The sequence below is a fragment of the Limnobacter sp. genome (assembly GCF_036405155.1).
Lineage (GTDB): Bacteria > Pseudomonadota > Gammaproteobacteria > Burkholderiales > Burkholderiaceae_B > Limnobacter.
The window spans coordinates 553,319-575,277 of sequence record NZ_DASWYD010000006.1 but is presented as its reverse complement, the minus strand read 5'-3'; the positions used below and the strand labels follow the sequence as shown (position 1 = coordinate 575,277).

17 protein-coding genes and 1 tRNA gene are annotated in these 21,959 nt (G+C 55.8%); 9 read left to right on the top strand and 9 right to left on the bottom strand.

What is annotated here, in order from left to right:
* Nucleotides 1-65 precede the first annotated feature (65 nt).
* Both soxB and VGE55_RS08980 read left to right on the top strand, forming a co-directional pair.
* Nucleotides 66-1,787: a thiosulfohydrolase SoxB gene (gene soxB, locus VGE55_RS08985; RefSeq protein WP_331131650.1), complete on the top strand. Its 1,722-nt coding sequence runs from the start codon at nucleotides 66-68 to the stop codon at nucleotides 1,785-1,787.
* Nucleotides 1,788-1,847: 60 nt separating this feature from the next.
* Nucleotides 1,848-2,294, top strand: a complete 447-nt coding sequence (locus VGE55_RS08980; RefSeq protein WP_331131361.1) for a hypothetical protein — start codon at nucleotides 1,848-1,850, stop codon at nucleotides 2,292-2,294.
* Here the strand turns inward: VGE55_RS08980 and VGE55_RS08975 are convergent, their stop codons facing one another.
* The gene (locus tag VGE55_RS08975; RefSeq protein WP_331131360.1) at nucleotides 2,295-3,677 is read right to left on the bottom strand and encodes a tetratricopeptide repeat protein; all 1,383 of its coding nucleotides are present in this window, start codon (nucleotides 3,675-3,677) and stop codon (nucleotides 2,295-2,297) included.
* A 259-nt stretch (nucleotides 3,678-3,936) separates the two neighbouring features.
* On the opposite strand from VGE55_RS08975, the gene VGE55_RS08970 reads away from it, so the two are divergent.
* The 3 genes from VGE55_RS08970 (at nucleotide 3,937) to VGE55_RS08960 (ending at nucleotide 8,919) form a co-directional block, all read left to right on the top strand.
* Nucleotides 3,937-4,974, top strand: coding sequence for a hypothetical protein (locus VGE55_RS08970; protein WP_331131359.1), 1,038 nt, complete (start codon nucleotides 3,937-3,939; stop codon nucleotides 4,972-4,974).
* Nucleotides 4,975-5,058: 84 nt separating this feature from the next.
* Nucleotides 5,059-6,102 (top strand): putative solute-binding protein, encoded by a 1,044-nt coding sequence (locus VGE55_RS08965; RefSeq protein WP_331131358.1) that lies wholly within the window; start codon nucleotides 5,059-5,061, stop codon nucleotides 6,100-6,102.
* Nucleotides 6,103-6,246: 144 nt separating this feature from the next.
* Nucleotides 6,247-8,919 carry a TRAP transporter large permease subunit gene (locus VGE55_RS08960; RefSeq protein WP_331131357.1) on the top strand — a complete coding sequence of 891 codons (2,673 nt, stop codon included), beginning with the start codon at nucleotides 6,247-6,249 and terminating at the stop codon, nucleotides 8,917-8,919.
* A gap of 56 nt (nucleotides 8,920-8,975) precedes the next feature.
* On the opposite strand, the gene VGE55_RS08955 is transcribed toward VGE55_RS08960, so the two are convergent.
* Together VGE55_RS08955 and VGE55_RS08950 are read right to left on the bottom strand one after the other, a co-directional pair.
* Complete coding sequence (locus tag VGE55_RS08955) at nucleotides 8,976-10,241, bottom strand: putative Na+/H+ antiporter (RefSeq protein WP_331131356.1); 1,266 nt, start codon at nucleotides 10,239-10,241, stop codon at nucleotides 8,976-8,978.
* Nucleotides 10,242-10,326: 85 nt separating this feature from the next.
* Nucleotides 10,327-10,401: transfer RNA gene (locus tag VGE55_RS08950), tRNA-Arg, on the bottom strand.
* A gap of 232 nt (nucleotides 10,402-10,633) precedes the next feature.
* Here VGE55_RS08950 and VGE55_RS08945 point away from each other — a divergent pair.
* Nucleotides 10,634-11,266, top strand: a complete 633-nt coding sequence (locus VGE55_RS08945; protein WP_331131355.1) for an RNA polymerase sigma factor — start codon at nucleotides 10,634-10,636, stop codon at nucleotides 11,264-11,266.
* Between the two features lie 89 nt (nucleotides 11,267-11,355).
* Nucleotides 11,356-12,717 (top strand): sigma-54 dependent transcriptional regulator, encoded by a 1,362-nt coding sequence (locus tag VGE55_RS08940; RefSeq protein ID WP_331131354.1) that lies wholly within the window; start codon nucleotides 11,356-11,358, stop codon nucleotides 12,715-12,717.
* Between the two features lie 87 nt (nucleotides 12,718-12,804).
* On the opposite strand, the gene VGE55_RS08935 is transcribed toward VGE55_RS08940, so the two are convergent.
* Nucleotides 12,805-12,954: a hypothetical protein gene (locus tag VGE55_RS08935; protein ID WP_331131353.1), complete on the bottom strand. Its 150-nt coding sequence runs from the start codon at nucleotides 12,952-12,954 to the stop codon at nucleotides 12,805-12,807.
* A 29-nt stretch (nucleotides 12,955-12,983) separates the two neighbouring features.
* Here VGE55_RS08935 and VGE55_RS08930 point away from each other — a divergent pair, with 29 nt between their 5' ends.
* The gene (locus VGE55_RS08930) at nucleotides 12,984-13,328 is read left to right on the top strand and encodes a hypothetical protein (RefSeq protein ID WP_331131352.1); all 345 of its coding nucleotides are present in this window, start codon (nucleotides 12,984-12,986) and stop codon (nucleotides 13,326-13,328) included.
* A gap of 61 nt (nucleotides 13,329-13,389) precedes the next feature.
* Here the strand turns inward: VGE55_RS08930 and VGE55_RS08925 are convergent, their stop codons facing one another.
* Entirely contained in the window at nucleotides 13,390-13,833 is a 444-nt protein-coding gene (locus VGE55_RS08925) for a hypothetical protein (RefSeq protein ID WP_331131351.1), read from the bottom strand.
* A gap of 38 nt (nucleotides 13,834-13,871) precedes the next feature.
* Nucleotides 13,872-14,447, bottom strand: a complete 576-nt coding sequence (locus VGE55_RS08920) for an RNA polymerase sigma factor (protein WP_331131350.1) — start codon at nucleotides 14,445-14,447, stop codon at nucleotides 13,872-13,874.
* Between the two features lie 295 nt (nucleotides 14,448-14,742).
* Between VGE55_RS08920 and VGE55_RS08915 the strand changes: the two genes are divergently transcribed.
* Complete coding sequence (locus tag VGE55_RS08915; RefSeq protein WP_331131349.1) at nucleotides 14,743-16,704, top strand: DNA topoisomerase IV subunit B; 1,962 nt, start codon at nucleotides 14,743-14,745, stop codon at nucleotides 16,702-16,704.
* Between the two features lie 14 nt (nucleotides 16,705-16,718).
* On the opposite strand, the gene VGE55_RS08910 is transcribed toward VGE55_RS08915, so the two are convergent.
* From VGE55_RS08910 to imuA, 3 genes are read right to left on the bottom strand one after another with little or no spacing between them, the layout of a single operon-like run.
* Nucleotides 16,719-19,871, bottom strand: a complete 3,153-nt coding sequence (locus tag VGE55_RS08910) for an error-prone DNA polymerase (RefSeq protein WP_331131348.1) — start codon at nucleotides 19,869-19,871, stop codon at nucleotides 16,719-16,721.
* A complete protein-coding gene (locus VGE55_RS08905) occupies nucleotides 19,868-21,187 on the bottom strand; it encodes a DNA polymerase Y family protein (RefSeq protein WP_331131347.1) in 1,320 nt (439 codons plus the stop codon). Before VGE55_RS08905 ends, VGE55_RS08910 begins: the two co-directional genes overlap by 4 nt.
* Nucleotides 21,138-21,956: a translesion DNA synthesis-associated protein ImuA gene (imuA, locus tag VGE55_RS08900; RefSeq protein WP_331131346.1), complete on the bottom strand. Its 819-nt coding sequence runs from the start codon at nucleotides 21,954-21,956 to the stop codon at nucleotides 21,138-21,140. The genes VGE55_RS08905 and imuA overlap by 50 nt, the downstream gene beginning before the upstream one ends.
* Between the last annotated feature and the right edge of the window lie 3 nt (nucleotides 21,957-21,959).

Sequence of the window (21,959 nt, the reverse complement as noted above, 5' to 3'; positions counted from 1 at the left end):
CTTTGGTCGGGGGTGGCGGTGTCACCTCCGATTCACTCCACCCGATTGGACAAATTCTCATGCAAATGAATCGACGTGAATTCATGGGTATGCTGGCGGCCGCCTCGGCTGCGGGCATGGTGCTGAACAGTCGCGACGTGTTGGCCGCCGGCAAAGGCACAGCGCTGTACGACATCAAGCCTTTTGGCAACGCCAGCCTGCTGCATTTCACCGACTGCCATGCGCAACTGACGCCGATTTATTTCCGTGAACCGAATGTGAACCTCGGTGTGGCCGATGCTGTGGGCAAAGCCCCCCACCTGGTTGGCGAACGTTTGCTGAAAGCGTTCAAAATACCGAAGGGAACGCCCGAGGCCTATGCATTCACTTACCTGAATTTTGAAGAGGCCGCACGGCAGTATGGCAAGGTGGGTGGTTTTGCGCACTTGGCCACCTTGGTGAAACAGATGAAGGCACAGCGCCCGGGCGCATTGCTGCTGGACGGGGGCGACACCTGGCAAGGCTCAGCCACCAGTTTGTGGACCAACGCGCAAGACATGGTTGATGCCAGCAAGTTGCTGGGTGTCGATGTGATGACTCTGCACTGGGAATGCACCTACGGGCAGGACCGTGTACTGGAAATTGCCGAGAAAGACTTTAAAGGCCACATTGACATTGTGGCGCAAAACATCAAGACGGCTGATTTTGGCGACCCCGTGTTTCCCAGCCACGTCATGAAAAACATCAATGGCGTGCAAGTGGCCATCATCGGTCAGGCCTTTCCCTACACGCCCATTGCCAACCCACGTTACATGGTGGCCGACTGGTCCTTTGGCATTCAGGAAGACACCATGCAAAAAGTGGTGGATGAGGTGAAAGCCAAAGGCGCGAACATGGTGGTGGTACTGTCTCACAATGGCATGGATGTGGATTTGAAAATGGCCAGCCGCGTTCGGGGCATCGACTTTATTTTGGGTGGGCATACCCACGATGGTGTGCCCAAGCCCATCGCGGTTAAAAATCCGGGCGGTGTTACCCACGTGACCAACGCTGGCAGCAACAGCAAATTCCTGGGTGTGCTGGATCTGGATGTGCGTGGTGGTCAACTGCGCGATTTCCGTTACAAGTTGTTGCCCGTGTTTTCGAATTTGCTGCCGGCTGACCCTGGCATGCAAGCGTTGATTGACCGTGTGCGCTCACCCTTTGCAGAAAAGCTGGCCGAGCCTTTGGCTGTGACCGAGGGTTTGCTGTACCGTCGGGGCAATTTCAATGGCAGTTGGGACCAGTTGATTGTGGACGCCTTGATGGAAGTGAAGGGCGCGGACATTGCGTTTTCACCGGGCTTTCGCTGGGGCACCACCTTGCTGCCGGGGCAAACCATCACCCGCGAGCATGTGATGGACCAGACCGCCATCACCTATCCCTACACCACATTGACCGACATGCCTGGCAGCATGATCAAGACCATTCTGGAAGATGTGTGCGACAACCTGTTCAACCCAGACCCGTATTATCAACAGGGTGGCGACATGGTGCGGGTGGGCGGACTGACATACACCTGCCGACCCAACGAAACCATGGGCAAACGCATTGACAACATGCGTTTGAACGGAAAGCCACTGGATGCTGACAAGCTTTACAAAGTGGCTGGCTGGGCTCCAGTGGCCGAGGAGGCCAAAAATACCGGCGGTGCACCCATTTGGGATGTGGTTGAAACCTATTTGAAGGCCCGCAAGACGATTGCCAGGAAATCCCCTTATTTGCCCGAGTTAAAGGGTATGCAGGGCAATCCAGGGTTGGCGGCTTAATCCATGCTGGGGTGTTGGTCCGTGTGGCGGTGTTGGGCAGGGTTGGCGCTCGTCAATGTCATGCTGTGTTGGCCAGCCCATGCCAAAGACCAACACCTTCCATTTCCGGTCAACCTGTCGCAGGCTCAATCCCTGAGCCTGCAAAAGCCAGGTGCTGTTGTTATTTTGTTTTCCATTCCGGATTGTGCGTACTGCGAGCAGGTGAGGGCACAGTCGCTGCGCCATCTGGAGAAAGATCCCGCTTACCGGGGGCATGTGCGGGTTTTCGAATTGGATTTTACCGATGACCAACGCCGCTTGGTTTGGTTTGATGGTCAACAACGAACCGGCAAGGCAGTGGGGCAATTGTTGGATGTGAAATTCTCGCCCACCGTCTGGGTTTTTTCGCCGACAGGCGATGCGCCCGTAAAGCCTTTGCGGGGTGCAGGTTTGCCCGATTTTTACAATCAGTACTTGGATGACTTGATTCAACAGGTGTTTGCCACGCAAGCAAAGCCAGCGCGCTGATCAGTTGTCTTCAGACTGCTGTTTGTGGGCTTCAATGGACAAGCGAATGCGGTCCAGCATGCCCTTGGTGGGTTTTCTTCGTGAAATTTGCCGCGCCAGTTCATATCCTTTTTGGGCCATGCTCACCGAAAAGCACATTTCCAACAGGCTCGTCAGTGTCTCGTTCTCCATGCTGTCCAAGTCATCGACATGCTCCTGAAAAAACGCACTCAATCGCTCTTTGGCGCGCCCACCACGGTCATCTGAAATATCGCGTTGGATGTTCATGATGGCTCGTGCAATGTCCAGTGCGCTGGAACTCACCGTGCTGCGCAGTTTGGCTGTGAGTTTCTCTGCCTCGTCCATGCGGCCTTCGGCCACATAAATTTTTGACAGCTGCAGATAATCGCCCAGTTGCGACAGGGAGGTGTTTCTGGACCGATCAATGACTTTATTCAGGTAATTTTTGGACCGTGTGTTGTCCCCAACTCGCACCGACAGATCAGCCAGTTTACGCAGGCGTGTGGTGGAGGCCAATGCTTTGGCACCCATTTTTTCGAGTATTTCCAAGGCATCGTTGGGTCGGTTCTGCTCCCACAGCACATCGGCAAACAGGTCGCTGGCTGCCAGGTACTCGGGGTTGTGTTTCACAACGCCCGACAACAATTGACCCGCCTCATCGAAGCGCTTGCGTTCGATTTTCAATTTGGCCAGCAGCAATTTCATCCAGGGGCGTGGCTCCTGTTCCAGGTCTTCCATCAAGGCTGCTTCGGCCTTGTCGAGTTGTCCCGAACGGAAGTACGACTCAATCCGCACACGTTCCAGCTCCAGGCTGTACTGTGGGTAATCCACCAGCAATTCCAGGCACAAGGCCGGCAAGTCTTGATATCGACCTTCAAACTGGGCCGCGTACACCTTGGAAAGCCGCTGTTTTTTGTTAAAAATGCGAACAACCCGGTCTGACAGTGTGGAGGCTGTGAAGGGTTTGATCAGGTAGTCATCAGGTTCGAATTCGGCCACTGCCACCACATTGGCGTAACTGCGCTCGCCCGTGACCATCATGAAAGCGACATGGGGTTCCAGTTTCCGGTTAACCCGCAAGTCTTCCAACAACTGTTGGCCGTTGCGTTCGCCTTCCAGTTGGTACTCGCAGACAATCAAGGCGTAGTCCCGGCTCAGCAACTGTTGTTCAACTTCCGAGACGCTGCTGGCAAACACCACCGAGCGGGCCCCGAGTTGTGACAATTGGTCCTGCAAAGCACGGCGGGTGGCCAGTGCAGAGTCCACCACCAAGGCATTCTTGCCCTTCAATGGGGTCATGTCCTGCACGGCCTGGTGAACCGCAGGATTCAGCCCCGAGGGCAGGTTGTGACTACGTTCCGTGGCATTCAGGGTGGGTGTCATGGGATGTCGTCTGGAAAATCCAATGCGTTATTGTCCCAACTTCGAGGGGAAAGTTACCTTGGGAACTGGGGGGCTTTTTGTGCTCTTTTTTCGAATCTCCGTTCGGATACGGGGGCAAATCGGCCCATTAGAGTGCGACTTCCCTTTGTGTGTCCGGTGATTCATGGTTTAATAACAAAAAATAACTTTGTTACTCGCCGGTCAAATCCAATTGACTGCTTGCAAAGTAAAAAGAAAAAACACTGACGGAGACATTTGAATGATCAAAGCGGGCGTACTGCGCATTGCCGCCATCACGGGCTTTTTTGCACTCACGGCATTCGTGTCTGGTTGTGCCAAGGTGGAAGGGGCCGCCACCAATCTGGCCATCAACCTGGTTGAACGGCGCGTTCTTCCTCCCCAACTTGAAATTGCCGATGTGGACATGGGTTGTAATTTTGCCCAGTCCAACTTTCCATTGCTGAATTCTGCACTGCGCGCATTTCACGGTGATCCTTCCCTGATTGAGTCGTTGCTGTATGTGTCGGCCGCAGCGTGTTCTGAGGCCCGTGCGGTCGAAGAAGAGCTGCGCTACCTGCGCGCCTCCAAAGAAAACCGGATTCCCGAAGCACAGGACGCCCGCATCGCACAAAAGCGCCTGCTTGAACTGACCGCTCGCCGGCAGTTGGCCAGTTTTGAAGTCATGCGCAACAAGCTGGAAGACAAATACCACTTCTCCTATGGCGACAAATGCCCTGACTTCGAGCGTGATTTTGACGAGTTGGTGTATCTGTTGGGCACCGTTGCAGGCCTGCAGGCCGTTGTGAACGACATTGCGTCGCAGCAAATGGTGGGTGTGCCTACTGACATTGCTCCCAAGGCCGAACGTGCATTGGCCTGCTTGCAAAACGGCAAATGGTGGGGCGCGCCCAACGCAGCCCGTGCGGTGGTGTGGAGTATTCTGCCCGGCGCCTCTGAAGGCAAAGACATTTGGGGCACCTTCCGCCTGTCCATGACCATTGGCGAGCGCCATGGTGTGCGTCTTTCTCACGTGATGTATGGCTTGTCCGCGCTGGCCGTGGGTGACACAGCCCGTTTCCGCGATGCCACCAAGCGCTTTGCCAACGTGAAGGATTTCAAGCCAAGCAAACAATACCGTTTGGTTGAAGCCTTGGCGTCCAGCACCATGCTGAACCTGTCAGACCGCTACTGGACCGAGAACACTGGAACCCGCACACCAGTGGGTGCCATGGGTAAATACTGGGACGAAGAAGCCGCGATGCCCGAGGGCATGAACGTGGACGATCTATTGAAATAATGCGTGCGGATGTTGCATGGGGCGGTGCGCTATTTGGCGGCCCGTTCCTCTCGCATGCGTCAACTACCTGAAGGGAGATTTTCCATGACTATGAAAATGAAAGCAGTGGCCGCTGGTTTGGGCCTTGCCATGATGGCCGCCGTATCGCCAGCCATGGCCGCCAAAAACAAGGTGTGTGTATTTGACATCTTGGGTGCTGGTGGCGACGTGTTCAACATGACCAAAGACTATGCGCTGACTGCCAAGGGCTTCGGTTCAGAGCTGGAGTTGGAGCCATTTACCGACGAAAAAATTGCTTCTGAAAACTTCAAGACTGGCCAGTGCGACATGCTGGTGGCCACATCCTTCCGTACCCGTGCTTACAACTCCGTTGCTGGTTCCATCGACGCCCTGGGCGCTGCTTCCGTGGTGAAAGACGGTAAAGTGGACATGGACCTGAGCTACGAAGTGGTCAAGCGCACCATTCAGTTGTTTGCCTCTGAGAAAGCCGATGCGCTGATGACCTCTGGCAACTACCAAGTGGCTGGCATCATTCCATTCGGCGCTGCTTACCTGTACACCCGCGACCGCTCCATCAACTCTGTTGAAAAGCTGGCTGGTAAAAAGATTGCCTCGTTTGACTATGATTCTGCCCAGAAGCAGATGATTTCCAAAGTGGGCGCCTCACCAGTGTCTGCCGACATTTCCAACTTCGGTGCCAAGTTCAACAACGGCTCCGTGGACATCATCGCCGCCCCAGCCGCTGCCTACAAGCCGCTGGAACTTTACAAAGGCGTTGGTACCAAAGGCGCGATTGCCCGTTTCCCGGTGGCTGTGCTGACTTATCAAATCGTGGTGAACAAAACCAAGTTCCCCGATGGTTTCGCAACCAAGTCACGTGACTACTGGGCCAAGCGTTTTGGCGATGGTTTGAAGATTGTTCACAACGCGGAAAAGGCTATTCCTGCTGCAGCCTGGATGGAAATCGCCCCAGCAGATTCCGTGAAGTACACCGTGCTGTTGCGTGAATCCCGCGTGGACCTGGCCAAGAGCGGTGCCTACGATCCCAAAACCTTGAACATCATGAAAAGCATTCGTTGCGGCGTAAACCGTGCCGACTCCGAGTGTGCAACCAAGAACGAGCTGTAATGCCGTGTGTCACCGGTGCGACAGGTTTGCACCGGATTATCTGACGTAAGAAAACGGGGGATGTGCATGCCCCCGTTTTTACAGTTGCTAAACACCTATTGTTTTGTTCGTTGGCCCAAGGGCTGGCACTGATAAGGATTCGTCATGCAGACTTCCGCAGGAAAAAAGTGGATCGGTCGTTCCCCGCAGGAATGGTTGTCCAGCTTACCCATCTTCTCCTTGCTGTTGTTGACCCTGATCATCGGCACTGGTGAGATGGTTCACGGCCAGCTTTTGCGTTTGGGCGAGCGCATGTTTGGTGATTCGGAAAAGCAGGTGCAGTACTTCCTGCTGCGTGCCGATCCTGAAAAGCCCACCTGTGACCCCAATCCGGACATCGATTCGCTGGTCGCCAAAGAAGTTGAAAAAGCGAAAAACGCGCCGGCGTCTGACCTGGATTCCCTGTTTGGTCCACAGGAAGTCAATCCCGATGAAATTCGCCAGTCGCTGGAAGCGGCCCGTTCCCTGTGCCAGGAACGCTACGCCGTGTACGAGAAAGTCAGCAAGGCCATTACCCCCGAGCTGAAAGCTTTCCGCAGCCTTGAGACAGGCTTTTTTGGCATTTTCAAGTTTGGTACTGAAAACCGACCCTTGATTCTGCTGGTCATGGTGGCCATTGCCGCTGTAACCACCACCATGGGCTATCACCACATCAACTTGCGTCCGCCCCGCACCCGGAAAGACTTCCAGGTGTATTCGGTGGCCATGTTGATCGCCAACCTGATCATGTTTGTGTCCACCAGCTATTACCTGAAGCTGCAAATGGACTCTGGTGTGCCGGTTGAGCACCCTGCCATCAGTTGGATTTCCATCATTTTGTTCGCCGGTTTGTCACTGATCAGCTTGCGCGATGTGTTGAAGATTCCCGCCCATGCCGAGCCGGGTGGCTCATATGGCCTGGGTTTGCTGAGTATTCCGCTGTACGCCTTCATGGCCATCAATGCGGGCTTCAACTTCTTCATGGACGACTACGTTGCAGGCTTGGCCATTTACTTTGGTCAAATCACCGAGCTGGCTTCCATCTTCTTGAACCTGGCTTTGTACCTGTGGGCCGGTATGCTGTTGAAGCAAACCCGCGTGGTGCAGTTGTTCATGGATATTCTTCGTCCCTGGAAGCTGCCGCCTGAAGTGTTCACCTGGATTGTGCTGCTGGCCGCTGCTGTGCCCACGGCTTACACGGGTGCTTCGGGTGTGTTTGTGATTGCGGCCGGTGCCATTGTGTACCGTGAAGTGTTGGGTGTGGGTGCCCGCCGCCAGTTTGCACTGGCCGCTGCGGCCATGTCCGGTTCTCTGGGTGTGGTGTTGCGCCCTTGCTTGTTGATTGTGGTGATTGCCGCGTTGAACAAGGAAGTGACCACCAGCGAACTGTATGGCTGGGGTCTGTTCGTGTTCATCATGACATCCACCCTGTTTGTCATCATCGCTTTGCTCAAGTCTGAAGGGCGAGCCATTGAACGGGCCAAGGCCAAAGATGCCTTGCCCCAGTCACTGCGGGCTTTGGTGCCGGTGTCACCGTACATCGTCATCATGTTGCTGGTGGTGTTCGGTTACGAATACCTGCTGGACACCAAGCTGGACGAATTCACGGCCCCAGTGATGTTGCCAGTGATCATGCTGTTCGTGATTATTTTCGACAAACTGCGGGGTGGCCCCACCAAGGTGGGTGGCGACACGCCTTCGGAGAAAAAGCAGAACCAAGGCCTGGAGTTTGCCGTGCGTGCAGCCACCACCGAGACCATTGGTCACATTGGTGCGCTGATCATGCTGATGGCCTTGTCGGTCAGTGTGGGTGGCATGATTGAACGTTCGGGCATTATGAGTCTGGTGCCTGCTGACATGGGCAGCGTGTGGATTGCACTCACCTTGCTGATGTTGCTCATGATTTTCATCGGCATGGTGATGGACCCATTCGGTGCGGTGATTTTGGTGTCCGCCACCGTTGCGCCTGTTGCCTATTCCAACGGCATTCACCCCGTGCATTTCTGGATGATTGTGGTCACTGCGTTTGAATTGGGTTACCTGTCACCACCGGTGGCGCTGAACCAGTTGCTGGCCCGACAAGTGGTGGGTGAAGCGGAAATGGACAAGGCCGATGCCGAGAGCAAGCACCGTCCGTTCTATTACAAGTACGAACGTTGGTTGTTGCCGGTGTACACCATGATGACCGGCCTGCTGATTGTGGTGTATGGCGGCCAGTTGATGATCAACAACGCCGAAGCATTGAAACCGGTCAGCCACTTCCTGGGCCTGGACCAACTGCGTCCCAAGGAGTTGGGCAGTGAGGCACCTGCTGCACCCGCCCCAGCTGCTCCAGCACCTGCTGAAGCCCCGGCGATGCCTGCAGATGCGTCACCTGCCGCAGCTGCGGCAACAGCAGAGCCAGCTGCACCTGCCCCTGCGCCGGCACCAGCAGGCCCTGACTTGGGTGCCCTGAAAGCCGAGGTGAATGAAACTGTGAGCAACTGGGCCGCAGCCTGGAGCGCACGCGATGTGAATGGCTACCTCAGCTTCTATTCACCCAAGTTTGAGTTGCCAGGTGCTTTGTCCCGCGACAAGTGGGAAAAGCAGCGCCGCCAGCGCATCAGCAGCAAGAAGTCGATTGAGGTGTCATTGGCCAAACTGAACATTGACGTGACCGCCGATGGCAATTCAGCCACGGCAGTGGCCACATTTGAGCAGGATTATCGCTCGGACAATTTCAAGGAAGTGACCCAGAAAACCTTGCGACTGAGCAAGGAAGATGGCCACTGGCGCATTACCTCCGAACAGGCCAACTGAACGGTTTGGCTGACCAGGCAGTAATCGAGTTGAACCCCGCCACTGGCGGGGTTTTTTTATAGCACCATGAATGCCGCGGCTGCCACCGCAGTTGCTGGCAATGCCGCCAGCAACAGTTTGAACGGGTTGACCGTGCTGTCGGTGAAGCGGTCCTTCAAAATCGACAAACCTGCTGGGTTGGGGGCATTGGCAATCACCGTCAATCCACCGCCAGTAACGGCGCCTGCGACAATCGCATACCGAAATTCAGCGCTGGTGCCTTCGACCAGCGAGGCCAGATAGGTCAGCGCGGCATTGTCCGTGATGGCAGTCAGCCCGGTGGCCAAAAAGAACAGCACTTGAGAATTAACGCCCAGCAAGGTGTCTTGCAGCCACCATTGTTGCAAGCCACCCAACACCACCAAACCTGCCAGGAAAAAGCCAACCAGCAAGGCCTCTTTCAAAATCAAGGGCGATTGGTGTTGTTTGTAGGCCTCCGTGTAACCAATAAAAAACAGCAGCAAGCCCATGAACACGGGCGGGTGGTGTGCAAACACAATCACCCCGATCAAAAATGCGAGGTGAATGCCACTGACCAGTGCAGGTACGGAAGTTTCCAGTGGGGCTGGCATGTCCAAACCTTGAAGCTCGCGCCGCAACAAGAGGGTTATCAGGCTTGCATTCAACACCACAGCCAGTGCGGCTTTCCAGCCAAACTGGGTCAGCATGAACACAGTGCTCCAGTTCCAGCTGGCTGCCACCATCAGCACAGGTGGTGCCGCAAAATTGGTCAGGGTCCCACCGATTGAAATGTTGACAAACAACACACCCAAGGTGGCATAACGAAAACGTCCACTGACTTGGTCGGTGAAAAAACGATCCCGCAGCAGCAGTGCTGCCAGTGTCATCGCAGCTGGCTCGGTGATGAACGAGCCCAGCAGGGGCAGTACACCCAAACACAACCAGTACACAGCATGGCTGCGGTTCACTGGGAGCCACTTCGACAATTGGTCGATGGCGTGTTGGACAGTCAACAAAATTGGTCGACTTGCTGCAACCACCATGATCGCAAACACAAACAAAGGTTCGGTGAAATTGCGGCTGTCCAGGTAGGCCACTGCCTGTTGCTCGCCCAGCAAGGCAAACAGGCTGACCATCAACACCAGTGCCCACACACCAAACACCACCTCAATTTCTGCCAACCAATGCCACAGGCCTGCGTGTGTTGAGCTGTTGTGCGCCAGGTTTGCGAATAGCTTGGTGGAAAAGGTGTGGAGCACCGCCAAACCAAACAGAATGGCCGCTACCCACTCGGCACTGCTCACTGCGCCTGGTGTTGTCATGGAAAACTCACGGGAGAATAAGACGACTGACCGCGCAGGCCTGCTGAAAGTTCCGCAGGGCAGGGCGTTGATGGACGGTTGGAACTGGTGCCCCGGACAGGAATCGAACCTGTATTTGACCCTTAGGAGGGGCCGGTATTATCCATTATACGACCGGGACCACAATGCCAGCGCCGTATTCTACACCACCGACCGGCCCGCACTGAATGGCCAAGTCGGCGTAGCCCGGTTTCGCATTTTCTCATTTGCTTTGCCGGGTTTGGTACAAAAATTCAAACAACGCTGACGAGCTAATCCTTTTTAGTTCCATTAATTCAATCGCTTGCGTTGTTGGCAACCTTGGCACGCTGCCTGCACTTCTGGCAGGGAACACTTCCTCCAGAGGCCAGCACATGATGACGAACGCACAACACGATTTGCACCCCCCGCATGACAACCCGTTGGCCCAAGCAATGGTCACCGAGCTGGTTCAAGAAACCGCACTGGCCCCAGAACAACGCCGGGCACTGGAAGCGCTGCTCACCACCCAACGCAGCAGGTTAACCCATTTCATTCGTAAGCATTTGCGGCGCGATGATTGGGTGGACGATGTACTGCAACAAACCCACATGGCTGCGTTTCGCAACTGGTCCCGTTTTCGGGGTGAATCAAAGCCCGAGACCTGGCTGTTTGGTATCGCATTGAATCTGGTCAAAAACTTCCGTTATCGCGACGACAGTCACCGCTTTTGCAACGACGATTGTGAAGACGAAATCAACAACCTGCCATGCAGCAGTGAACTGGAACCTGAACAGGCCTTATTACAACGCGAACGCATCGAGATGCTTCGCGGCGCCATTGAGCACCTGCCCTTGAAAATGCAACGCGTGGTGCAGTTGGTGTTGCTGGAGGGCCTGAGCTATCAGGATGCTGCTGTCGAGTTGGATTTGCCGATTGGCACTGTCCGCTCAAGACTGTCCCGGGCTCGGGACGCGCTTCGTCTGGAAATGGATCGAAACGAGCCGCCAAGCGAACAAACACATTGAACCGGGGCGGGTTACCCGCACCAGTGGGTGAGGCGTTCTGCGTATGTCTCGCTCACAATGGCAGGGTCTCACTGCTATCAAGCCTTGCCATGAACCAACTCACCGTCTGTGTTAGGTCGCCAGAACTGCGCAGCCGCCTTCGGGCCGCTGCCTTGCTAATGCAAAGCGAATTGCGAGAGGTCCGTTTGGACGATTTATTGAGTCGACGGCAATTGCCCGGTCACTGGATTGTGGTGGACTCCCCACTGGATGAATTGGTCAACCTGATTGATCGGCTGAAGGCAGAGGGTAGAGACCCAGCGACACAAATTATTCGATTTATCGATCAGCCCTGGCAAAGCTATGTGTATCACGACATTCCGATTTTTGCATCCATAGTCGTACCCCCGGACCCATTGTCTACTGTTCAGATATTGGAAAAACTGTCAAAAACCCAGCCCTTTGCTCAGCATTTGGCTGTGTCAGGCTCAGTGGATGAGCCTTCAGATTCCAACCCATTCCACACAGATTTTGTCCGCTCGCCCGGGATGAGGCATGCAGTTCAGCAATTGGAGTGTTTGAAAAGCCTGACTGTGGACACGGTTCTGCTGGGGCCAACCGGTGCGGGTAAGGACACGGCAGCGCGTTGGCTCCACAAGCAGTCACGCAGCAGCGGTCAGTTTGTTCATGTCAATTGTGCTGCGCTGCCCGAAAACCTGTTTGAGGCAGAACTGTTTGGTGTTAGCGCTGGTGCGTACACCGGAGCAAGCAAAGACAGGCCGGGTAAATTTGAACTGGCCCATCAGGGGACGCTGTATCTGGATGAAATTGACAGCTTGAGTTTGGCTTGTCAGGCAAAGCTCTTGACCGCACTGCAGTATCGCGGTGCAACGCGCTTGGGGGGGCATCACTATGCAGAGTCTGACTGTCGGGTTATTGCGTCCACCAAAGTCGATTTTCCTGCTTTGATCGCGGCTGGCCGTTTTCGTGAAGACCTGTATTTCCGGTTGCACGTGTCGCAAGTGCAACTTCCCGCGCTGCGTGACCGCTTGGAAGACATCATTCCGCTGTATGAGCATTTTCTGGCGCTATTTGCGCAGCGCTTTCAGCGCCCCTTGCCCTCGCTGACAGCCGATTGGGTGGATCAATTGTTGAGCCATCCCTGGCCAGGCAACGTACGCGAATTGCAGGCCTGCGCACAGCGTCAAGTCATTGGCCTGGACTTCCCTTTGCTCGATCCCTCCTTGAGGACAAATCACGGTTCTGTTGGGTTGAAGGAACGGGTGATCGCCTTTGAAACGGCGCTGATTCAGCAGTCGCTAAAACGTCACCAGGGTTGCGCAAAATCGGCCAGTGTCGAATTGGGTTTGCCGTTACACGCCTTGTACTACCGTTTGCGACGGCAGGATGGCGATGTAAGCGACAGTCTGCATACAAATGGAACCTCCAGGCCAGAAATTCCACTCAAATAAAACCCTTGGATACTTTTTATGATCAATTCTTCTGGCTCGTTCGTACCTCAACAATCAGCCCCATCGGCCACTTCGGGTGCGGCTGGTTCAACCCACAGCGTCGCTGTAGCGCGGTGTGCCCAGTTTGATCGCATCTTGGCCCAGTTGCAGAACCGTCACCTGCGCCCCGTTTCCTTGGTACCCATCGCCCCGCCTGGGCAACAACTGGCGCAGCTTCAGCAAGATGGCTGTGCGCATTCTTAAGTCAACCCACTTTTTATCAGTGTATGGCAGCAAACCCTAACGCCGAAGACCGCTGGATAACGCTGGAAGAGCGTGTGCAAGCGGGTCTCGGCTGGTTTGCACTGCGCCAGCATCAAGCGTCTGTTCATGAATACACTTGGGAATTGCACCTGGATGAATACCAAAGTCGCTGCCATCGACAGTGGTTGGACTACCGTTGGCGTTTGTGCAGTCTGGCTGGTTCAGAGCTACAACTGAAAGGTCGCGACATGCTGGAAATTCGTTGTAGGCGCACCTTTGACTCATCCGATCGTGCCCAGCAGGCTTTCGAGCAATGGATTGAGGGCTTACTGAATGAATTGGATGTGGTGAGCGCTGAACGCGCCTAGTCTTGCGTGTTCCAACTTTTGAGCGATTGCTGTTCCACTGTGTTGTTGGCTTACCAAGACATTACGTGGCAGCGTTTACAAAGGTACTTTTTAATGCGTAGGCATAGTGTACAAATGCCTGGAATTGACGCATCAAGTTCTCGGTAATCTCCTCCTGAACTTGGCCATCGGCAAAACACGCACCACCCTCCAAGTCCAATACACTCCGCAAACAGTTGTCATGCCCTGAAATGGCCAAGGCCACATTTCTGGGCGTTCGCTCGCCCAAGTCCTGTTGAAGGCTCAATGCTTTTTCAATCTGGCGGTTTTGCGTTTCAAGTGATTTGGCCAGCCGGCTGATGCGTGAACTGACGCGGCAAATGTCAGGGGAGATGGCGTGGAGTTCTACAAAAAATTGATTGTCGAATTCAATCCGAAAGCCTTGTGTAGCCTCGGCCACAGAAGATTGAGGACATTTCAGGCCAAGTTGGGCGAGAATCAAGACCGTGGCGTCCTGCAAAGGCATCCTTTGTCGTGTCGGTTCTGTGGCTTGTGCAGTCTGCATCAGTCCATGTACTGATCGTAAATGTTTTTTAATTGCGCGCGAGACCGAGATATCCGTGATCGAACAGTACCGATGGGGATACCCAAGATATCGGCAGTTTCCTGGTACGAGTTGCCGTTTTGTACCACCAGCACCAATGTCTCTCGAAGGTCAATGGGCAATTTATCAATGGCACTCTGTAGTTTAATACTGAACTCGTTTTTCATGCAGTGGGACAAGGGGTCTGCACCCTCGGCTTGCTCATGCTCCAGCTCATCGTCTGTGGTGAAATTAAAGCGGAACTGGGGCGACCGCCTCGACATGTTGCGGATGATGTTCAGTGCGATGCCGAACAGCCAAGTGGCCCGTTTGGCGTCACCCCGAAAACTGTCCCAGCAACAGTAGGCCTCGATCAGGGTTTGTTGAAACACATCTTCAACGGCGTTTTCATCCCGAAAATGTTTCACGATGAAATTGCGCAGACGTTTGTCTTGTTTTGCAATCAGACTTTCAAATTCGGAACGGGTTGTTGCCACCCGATCGGTGTCACACTGCTGAATGCCAGCGATTTTCAAGGGGGTCAGCTTGGGGGTCACGGCAAACCTCTCAACTTGAAATGGGATGGATTGCATTGATTCCTCGGCGCGGGTGGTTTGTTCAAGCGGCAAGGGTAGCAATCTCTCAACAATCGAGTCCGGGAGTTAATCATTCGAAGCGACTCGCCGGGTTGTAAATTCTCAACACCCTTGAAATGTGCTAGTCGCATCTATTTGCTTGCCTTCCTGAATTCACTCTTGCACTGAGTGCGAGACCTCCAGGAATTGGTTCCAACAATCGGGAAGGGGCACTGGTTGTTGATATCATCCAAGGGTGTTTTTAAGCGATCCAACCATGAGCCAGTATCAAGAATCGTCCATTCGTGTGTTGAAAGGCCTGGAGCCGGTCAAACAGCGACCGGGCATGTACACCCGCACCGACTGCCCCTTGCACATCATTCAGGAAGTGATCGACAACGCCGCTGACGAGGCCTTGGGTGGCTTTGGCTCTCGTATCACGGTGACCGTGCACACCGACGGCAGCGTGTCTGTTCAGGACGAAGGGCGGGGTATTCCCATCGGCCTGCACCCGGAGGAGCAAGTCCCGGTGATTGAATTGGTGTTTACCCGTTTGCATGCGGGTGGCAAGTTCAACAAGGCCGATGGCGGTGCCTATCGGTTCTCGGGCGGTTTGCATGGGGTGGGTGTGTCGGTGACGAACGCCCTCAGCACCCGCCTGGAGGTGTCGGCCGTGCGCGACAAGCAGGTGGGCTCCATGGCGTTTTCAGGCGGTGATGTGGTGGAACAACTCAAGGTTCGCCCACAAACCTCGGGTGACCCCAAAAAAGGCACTTTGGTCCGGGTGTGGCCTGACCCCAAATATTTTGATTCGCCAGCACTCCCCATGGCTGAACTGGAGCGCCTGTTGCGCAGCAAAGCAGTGCTGCTCAAGGGTGTGGAAGTGGTGCTGGTGCTCGAAAAATCCGGCGAAGCCCGCAAGTGGAAGTTTGACGATGGTTTGACAGGTTTTTTGCGTGAAGAACTGATGGAGCGCGAGTTGGTGGCACCCCTGTTCTCGGGTGACCTCACTGTGGACCTGAAGCGTGACGAGGGCTTCGCAGAAGGTGAGGGTGCTGCCTGGGCCCTGGCGTTTGTGTCCGAAGGTGCGCCCGTGCGCGAAAGTTATGTGAACCTCATTCCAACGCCTGCTGGCGGTACGCACGAGTCGGGCCTTCGAGAGGCCGTGTTTCAAGCGGTGAAGTTGTTTTGCGAACTGCATTCGTTGCTGCCCAAGGGCATCAAGCTGATGCCTGACGACATTTTCTCCAAGGCGTGTTTTGTGTTGTCGGCCAAGGTGCTCGACCCCCAGTTTCAGGGTCAAATCAAGGAACGTCTGAACAGTCGTGATGCTGTGAAGCTGGTGTCATCACTGGTGCGTCCGGTGTTTGAGTTGTGGTTGAACCAGCACGTGGAAGACGCCAAAAAGATTGCGGAGCTTGCCATCAAGCAGGCACAGGCCCGCTCACGTGCCGCGCAAAAAGTAGAAAAAAAGAAAAGTTCTTCAGTGGCCATTTTGCCGGGCAAACTCACCGACTGCGAAAGCACCGACATCACCCTGAATGAAGTGTTTTTGGTCGAAGGGGATTCGGCTGGCGGTTCTGCCAAAATGGGTCGAGACAAAGAGTTTCAGGCCGTGTTGCCGTTGCGGGGCAAAGTACTGAATGCCTGGGAAACCGACAAGGACCGTTTGTTTGCCAACCAGGAAATTCACGACATTTCGGTGGCCATTGGGGTGGATCCGCACGCGGTCTCAGACGAACCTGACCTGTCTGGTTTGCGGTATGGAAAAATTTGTATTCTGTCCGATGCGGATGTGGACGGCTCGCACATTCAAGTGCTGCTGCTCACGCTGTTTTATCGGCATTTCCCGGCCCTGATTCGCCACCGCCATGTGTATGTGGCCCGCCCACCCTTGTTCCGGGTGGATGTGCCCGCCATGGGTAAAAAACCGGCGCGCAAATTGTATTGCCTGGACGAAGCCGAGTTGTTTGCCGTTCAGGACAAACTATCCAAAGAAGGTGTGAAGGAACACAACATCAAGATTTCCCGCTTCAAGGGTTTGGGCGAGATGAATGCAGAGCAGCTGTGGGAAACCACGCTGAACCCGGACACTCGCCGTTTGCTGCCCGTCACGCTGGGTGAGCTGGACACCGATCAAACCAACGCCATGATGCACATGCTCATGGGGCGCACGGAAAGTGGTGCACGCCGCACCTGGCTGGAAGAGAAAGGTAACCTGGTGGATGTGGACATTTAATGCCGCTGCCTCGGCTAGCGAAAGTCCCGGGAATGCACGGTAAGCTCCGTCAGCAAGGGGGTGTAGTCCACCAGTTTTTTGGCCAACAGGCTGACCACTTCCCCTTGCTGTTGCCAAATGCCAAAAACGCCCATCACCGTGGCATTGCGCAATATCTGTCGCTGTTGTTCGGCCAGCTCATTCCACACAATCACATTCACATGACCGGTTTCGTCTTCCAGGTTTAAAAACACGGTGCCTTTGGCGGTGGCCGGGCGTTGGCGGTGGGTCACCAACCCGCAGGCCCTGGCCAGCCGGCCATCGGGGTAGGTTTTCAGGGTGCTGATGGGTTGTATGCGGTGCTTGGCCAAATGCGCCCGCAAGAATGTGATGGGATGGTGCTCAAGGCTGGCCCCCAACGATCGGTAGTCCGCCAGCATGTCTTGCAGGGCACTGGCGGGCGGCAGTGTCACGGTGGTTTCGCTTTGGCGGGTTTGTTGCAGCAAATCCTTGTGGTGGTCCAAGCCTGTGCTTTGCCAAACAGCCTGTCGTCGATGCCCGGCCAGTGGCTTCAACGCATCGGCATCGGCCAGGGCTTGCAGGTCGCGGCGGTCCAGCTGTGCGCGTTTGCTGAGGTCTTCCACACTCTGAAAGCGACCAGCTTGCCGGGCTTCCACAATGCGTTGTGCTGCCGCCTGCTTTAAACCACTGATGCGGTTAAACCCCAAGCGGACCGGGTACAGCAGGCGATTGTTGGCAAGCCGTGTTCGGGCATGGTCGTCACGGGTCACGGGGCATTCCAGGTGGCTGTCAACGGCGCTGCACTGTACATCCACTGGCAACACCTGCACGCCATGCCGTTGGGCGTCTTGAATCAGTTGCGCGGGGGCGTAAAAGCCCATGGGCTGCGCATTGAGCAGGCCACACAAAAAAGCATCGGGGTGGTTGCATTTCAGCCATGCGGACAGGTAGACCAGCTTTGCAAAACTGGCTGCATGGCTTTCCGGAAAACCATACTCACCAAAGCCTTCCATTTGCCGAAAAATGCTTTCTGCAAATTCCCGGGTGTAGCCCCGTTCCAGCATGCCACCCACCACACGGTCGTAAAAATGGTGAAGGCCACCGCGTCGCTTCCAGGCGGCCATGCCCCGGCGAAGCTGGTCGGCTTCCCCTGGTGAAAATCCGGCCGCCAGAATGGCAATCTGCATGACCTGTTCCTGAAAAATGGGCACACCCAAGGTGCGTTCCAATGCGGTTTTCAAGGCATCTGACGGGTATTCCACGGCAGCTGGGTTTTGCCGGCGCTTCAAGTAGGGGTGCACCATGCCACCCTGGATGGGGCCAGGCCGCACAATGGCCACCTGGATCACCAGGTCATAAAATTCCTTGGGGCGCAGCCTTGGGAGCATGCCCATTTGGGCCCGGCTTTCTACTTGGAACACGCCGATGGTGTCGGCGTTGCTCATCATGCGGTAGGTCTCGGGTTCTTCGGGTGGGATGTCCTGCAGCCTGTGGGGCGCGCCAGGCTTGTGCTGCAATTCATCCAAGGTGAGCCGAATGGCGCTCAACATACCCAGGGCCAGCACGTCCACTTTCATCAGGCCCATGGCGTCCAGGTCGTCCTTGTCCCACTGGATCACGGTGCGTTCGGCCATGGCCGCGTTTTCAACCGGAACCAATTCATCCAGGCTGTCGCGGGCAATCACAAAGCCACCGGTGTGTTGCGACAAATGCCTGGGAAAGCGCAGCAGTTCTTCCGCAAAAAACAGGCAGCGCCGCACCACAGGGTCCTGTGTATTCAGGCCCGCTTGTTGGGCATGCTCCAGGTTCATCACCCGGTTGTATCCACCATCTTGCGAGGTGGCAATCTGTTCAATCAATTCAGGTGCCAGGCCCAGGGCTTTGCCGGCATCCCGAATGGCCGAGCGTGGGCGATACACCACCACACTGGCTGCCAACGCAGCCCTGTGCCTGCCGTATTTGCGATAAATGTACTGGATCACTTCCTCCCGGCGGCTGTGCTCAAAGTCCACATCAATGTCGGGGGGCTCGTTGCGTTCACGGCTGATGAACCGTTCAAACAGCACCGCCATGTCAGCCGGGTTGACCTCGGTGATGTACAGGCAGTAACACACCACGGAATTGGCAGCTGATCCTCGCCCCTGGCACAAAATGTTTTGGCTGCGGGCAAAGCGAACAATGTCATGCACCGTCAGGAAGTAGGCCTCGTACTGCAGTTCTGCAATCAACTGCAGTTCGTGGTCCATCTGCTTTTGAACTGTGTCGGGTATGCCCTCGGGAAAGCGTTGTTCAGCCCCTTGCTTGACCAGTGTACTTAGGTACTCTGCCGGGCTCAGGCCCTCCGGGCACACCTCACGGGGGTACTGGTATTTCAGCTCGTCCATGGAAAAGCCACATTGCGCTGCCCAGTGCAGTGTGTTGTCCAGCCAGTCGGCCGGGTAAAGCTGCGCCAGTTGGGCACGGGTGTGCAGGCTGCGACTGCAGTTGGGCAGCAGTTCGCTGCGCACAGCCTGCAAACTGCCATTGCAGCGAATCGCAGTCAGCACGTCGTGCAGGGGTTTGCGGTCGGGTGCGTGCATCACGGCCCGGTTACTGGCCAGCACCGGGCACTGGTAGAGGCCTGCCAAAGTGCGCAGTTGAGTGGCCCATGCGGTGTCAAAACCTTGTTGGGGCATGTGGGCCACCACGCCAATTCTGCCGGTGTAACGGCTGCTGCACCAGGCCAGAAAAGCTGGAAACCCCGCCTTGTTGCTGTCTTGTGGAATGAGCAAGAGCAGCAGGCCGGGCAGGGGGTTGGCCAAGTCACGGTGTGTGATGGTGTACTGCCCCTTGTCTGCGCGGGTTCGGGCTCGCGTAATGAGCCTGCACAATTGCGTGTAGCCTTCGCGGTTTTTGACCAGCAGCGCAAAACACTGGCCTGCAAACTCACTGCTGCTGTCCAGCTCAAATTGGGCGCCCACAATCAGGTGAATGCTGTGTTCACGCGCTGCTTCGTGGGCGCGCACAATGCCAGCCAGTGAGCATTCATCGGTGATGGCCAGGCTGCGGTAACCCAGCCTGCTGGCCTGCAGCACCAGCTCTTCGGGGTGGGAGGCACCCTTTAAAAAACTGAAGTTGCTGGTGCACAGCAACTCGGCAAACCCGGGAAGGTGTTGTTCAGTATTCATGCAAACACGCCATGCCAATACCACTGGTGTGGCGTGGTTTGCAAATCCTGATAAATCCAGACCATGCTGCGTTGGGGATTGAGTGCGCAGTAATAGTCCCGTTGACATGGCGTATCGTCCCACCAGCCGTAATTCACCCGTTCCGGGCCTGACAACAATTGCCAGGGGCTGTTCGCGGTCCAGCTGGGTGGCCCGCCTTGTAGGGCACGCGCCTGTGCCAACAACCACAGTGGGCGCGGCGTGCTGCCGGGTAACACCGCGGGTTGTTTGTGCCGTGTGTTGTGTGTGGGTGTTTGTTCAAACTGAAGGCTGTGTTCAGGCCGTGGGTCTGGCGCTGTGTGTGCAAACAGCACAGCTTGCTCGCCCAGTCGCGCACGCAGCAAGTCGCAGGTGTTGTCCCAGTGGGTTTCGGTTTCTGCTGCACTGGGAAACAGGTTCAGGCTGTGGGTTTTCCAGGGTTCGGTTTGTTCGCAGCGCAGGCGCACATGGCGTACATCGTCTGTGAAAGGCAAGCGCTGCAGGCGATGTTTCAAGAGGTGAAGCCAGCCATTGGCCTGGTGCATGGGCTGTGCACTGCGCAGGGCCAGTTCAACCTGTTCATGGGCTTGTTCGAATGTCCAGTGCAGCGCACGGGTGTGTTGCTGACGTGTGTTCAGCCAATCTTCCAAACGCTTTAGCAGCCGCTCTGCATGCCGAAGCACGGCATCCTGCTGCTGCGTGTGAAAAGGCAATTCTTCCCGATGTTCAAAACATTCAACCGGCGTGTGAATCTTTAGCACCGGTGCATCGGGGTGCTGCAAGCCAAACCCGGAGTCCAGCTCGCCCCGCAGGGTATTGCCAAACCGCTGGATGAAACCGTCCCGTGGCAGGCTCATCAGTTGAGCCAATGTGTGAAACCCGCATTGTTCCAAGGTCTGCAGGGTTTGCGGCGGGGCGTCCAACACCTCAACTGGCAAGGTTTCCAGCGCTGGCGTGCTGTCCTGTTCCATCCAGTCGGCATGTTGTTGTACGGCGTGGCCTTTGCAGAGCCACCAAGCGCCTGTGGCCGTGGTGTGGCGGCCCAGACAGACTGGAAATTCCAGTCCGCACAGGCTTTCCCACACAGCGTTCAGCAATCCATCCAACCCCCCAAACAGGCGCTCGCAACTGGCCACTTCCAATAGCCAACCCCGGTTGGCTTGGTGTTGGTCCTGCCGCAGGCAAATGGTGGGTGTGAAGCGCTCCAGGCGCGCGTACACCTCGGTTTGCCTTTGCAGTACCCAGGGTTCAGAAGAGGGTTTGTTGCGGCTTGCCTGGGGTGTGGGTGTGAATCTCACGGCGATCCAGCGCACCATAAACCTCCTGTGAGCGTGGGCCAATCGTGGCGTTCAGTTCGTGTTCAAGCATCAGGCCGGGCAGGGCGCTGTGCGGTGTGGGTAAGGCAATGCTCAAGGGCTGTTCCATGACCGGGCCTCGCCGTTTGATGAGGTGCACCCGCAAACGGTGCGGGCTTTGTGCGGTCAGGCACAGGCGCAGCGAGGCCGGTGAGGGTTGGTGTTGCGCATGCAGGGGCCGAAACACGAAACTGAGGCCAGCGCTGCGGTTGGACTGGTATTGCAAACGCCGCAGCGTGGCCGGGCTGACCAGTTGCTTGTCTTCGGGCAACCACACCAAGAGTGCGCCAAATGCATCGCTGCGCAGCAGTTGTTCAACCGCCCACAGGCGGTCTTGGGGTTTGCTGGTTTGTATCAGTGTGAGTTGTTTCAGGTTTACGCCATACTGCTCAAACACAGGGGTGAGTGGCAGGTGCGGGGGGGCAACCATCACCAGTTTGCGTTCTTCCAGCGACAGGCGCCGCAACACCGGCATGAGAAAACGCAGTTCACCAATGCCTTGGTGTTTCAACAGCAGTTCGATGAGATTTCGGGTGGGCCAACCGCCACCGGGCAGTTGCTGGTCGAGTTCAACAAAGCCGCTGGGTATGCGGGCAGAGGTGTCGCTGCCCAGTTGGTGGGCACGCCACAGGGCAGGGTGAATGTGTTCAGGCAGCAGGGGGGCGGCCGGCTGGCCGCCATTTTCCAGAGGCAATTTGGGTGTGGATGACATGGA